Below are 2368 nucleotides of genomic sequence, written 5' to 3'. Positions count from 1 at the left end.
AGGTGTTGGCGTCGGCGGTCGCCATCCGCGACGAAGACCCTAATGATCCTGAGAGCCACCATGGTTCGGCGTTCGAGCGCGTCACCGCCACTCAGATCGGCTTCACCGACGGCGCCGGTGCGTGCGCGAAGATGGACGCCGACGAAATCGAGTCACGACGTGCAGACCTCCCGCAGCAGTTCGCCGAGGGCAACGATTCCGGAGAACTGCCCGTCACCGAGGCAACTCTCGACGAGTTCGTGAAGACCTTCCAAGCGATCTTCGATCTACCCGAGCCGCCGAAGGTCGTGTTCACCGGCGCAGACACCGGGTGCAGCGATGCCGTTGCGACCGAACCCGTCTCGTACTGCCCGTCGACGAACACCATCGGAATCAGCGTCGACGACCTTGCCGAGCGCGGCACGCCGGGTCGCGTCGGGCGACGCGAGTTGATCCAGACCAACATCACCGGTGACTACAACGCCTATGTCCTGCTCGCGTCGAGGTACACCCTCGCGATGCAGAAGGAGAACGGTCAATCGCTCGACACTCCGCAGACTGCCCTGCGCGCCGCCTGCTTGTCCGGCGTCATCACCGCAGCGCTCAGTCCCACCAACGCCGCGGCGTCCGGAGCACAGGTCACACTCTCCCCCGGCGACCTCGACGAAGCCGTATCGGGGCTGCTGACCGACGGCCTGGCTGCCAGTGATGTCAACGGTGAGACGGTTCCGAGCGGGTTCGCACGTGTCGACGCGTTCCGGACCGGCGTTCTCGGTGGCCGGGAAGTGTGCGACAGCCGCTACACGGAGTAGCGACTGCCGGTCCACACGTCAGTAGAGAGCGGAAGCCAACTTACGACGGGCCGCGATGACGATCGGTTCTGCCGGGTCGAACAGTTCGAACAGTTCGAGCAGGCGCGTCCGAGCGGCAGCCTTGTCGTCGCCGGCAGTTCGCGAGACCACCGAGATCAAGCGGGCGAACGACGCCTCGGGTTGCTGGGCGAACATTTCCAGGTCGGCCGCAGCGAACTGCAGTTCGAGATCGGACGGATCAGCATCCGCGGCCGCAATCGACTCGGGATCGACACCCTGAACCCGAGCCATGAACTTCACCTGGCGGACAGCGCTCTTGGCCTCCGCATTGTTGGGTTCGGCGTCGAGAATTTCCTGGTACGCAGCGATGGCGGCGTCGAGATCGCCCTCGTCCAGCGCGGTTTCAGCGGCCACGAAGCGAGGATCCTCGACCTCCTCCACCGGTTCGTCCGCGTCGGAGACCGGCCCACTCAACTTGCCCTCGACAGCTTGGAGGACTGCGTCGAACCACTGGCTGAGCTGCGCCTCCGGCTGAGCGCCCTGGAAATCGGCCAACGGCTGACCGGCCGCGACGGCAACAACCGTCGGCACCGACTGGACGCCGAAAGCCTGCGCGATGCGAGGACTCACGTCGACGTCGACGTTGGCAAGAATCCACTTGCCGCCGGCTCGCGCTGCAAATGATTCGAGAACTTCGGTGAATACGACCGAGGGCTCGTATGCGCGGCCACCGATGTTGACGATCACCGGCACCTGGCTCGACTTCAGCAGGACTTCGCTTTCGAAGTTCTCCTCGGTCACCTCGATCACTGCCCCGGAGACAGCAGAAACGGCCCCGTCGCCGCTGGTGTTACGCGGCGGTGGTGGGGCCGTGGCCCGCTCTTTGAAGGCGGACAAGTCGACTGCGCCGCTCATGGCGGCAGCAACTGCGGACGAACGCGCGGGGGGCCTGGAACCTGGTCGAGTCACGGCTCCCAGTTTGTCACGAGTTGCGAGAAGCTACGTAGAGGGATGCAGCACTCAGACGAGCGCCGCGTTGCACTTGGACGCCTCGAACTCCGTGGACAGCTCACCGAGCTTGCCGTTTCGCACTGCCCAGCGTTCGAAGATGACGGTGCCGAAGGGCGGAACGCTCGAGATCAGCGCAAGGATCGTGGTCTTGACGTCCCACTTGAGCGACCACGCGGTCAGGAGTGCAACAACGATGAACACCAGGAAGCCGGCGGTTCCGTGGACCATTCCGGGGATGCGAATCGCTTCTTCGTGTCCGAGGACCCACTTGAAGAACATGGCAACCAGCAAGGCCGCCCAGGTCACAGCTTCCCACCACGCCACCAGACGGAAGCGTTTCGCGGGAGTGGATACGTCAAAGATGTTCGCCATGAGGCCATTGTGCCCGAACAACTACGACGCCCCGTAGTTGTGTGAGGAAAACCACGGGGCGTCGCAGAGCGAGAGCGCTCGTTCAGGTGTATTTAGACACTCAGGCCTTGGGGACGCGGACGATGAGTGCGTCGCCTTGTCCGCCGCCGCCGCAGAGTGCGGCTGCGCCGATGCCGCCGCCGCGGCGTTGCAGT

At 64.4% G+C, this 2368-nt stretch carries 2 protein-coding genes and 1 pseudogene; 1 reads left to right on the top strand and 2 read right to left on the bottom strand.

Going from position 1 to position 2368, the window contains the following annotated elements; all coding sequences use genetic code 11:
* Nucleotides 1-791 (top strand): annotated as a pseudogene (locus ACYP01_RS05575) (metallopeptidase); the annotation flags it as partial.
* Nucleotides 792-809: 18 nt separating this feature from the next.
* Here ACYP01_RS05575 and ACYP01_RS05570 read toward each other — a convergent pair.
* Together ACYP01_RS05570 and ACYP01_RS05565 are read right to left on the bottom strand one after the other, a co-directional pair.
* Nucleotides 810-1706 carry a tetratricopeptide repeat protein gene (locus ACYP01_RS05570; RefSeq protein ID WP_030537899.1) on the bottom strand — a complete coding sequence of 299 codons (897 nt, stop codon included), beginning with the start codon at nt 1704-1706 and terminating at the stop codon, nt 810-812.
* A gap of 105 nt (nt 1707-1811) precedes the next feature.
* Nucleotides 1812-2174, bottom strand: coding sequence for a DUF3817 domain-containing protein (locus ACYP01_RS05565; protein ID WP_459678870.1), 363 nt, complete (start codon nt 2172-2174; stop codon nt 1812-1814).
* Between the last annotated feature and the right edge of the window lie 194 nt (nt 2175-2368).

The organism is Rhodococcus sp. no. 34, from assembly GCF_054589475.1.
Note: the sequence above shows the minus strand (reverse complement) of the source record. Positions and strands in the feature narration are given on the sequence as shown.

Coding starts and splice junctions, on each gene's coding strand:
- ACYP01_RS05570 (WP_030537899.1), bottom strand. CDS start 1,706: ATGAGCGGCGCAGTCGACTTGTCCGCCTTCAAAGAGCGGGCCACGGCC.
- ACYP01_RS05565 (WP_459678870.1), bottom strand. CDS start 2,174: ATGGCGAACATCTTTGACGTATCCACTCCCGCGAAACGCTTCCGTCTG.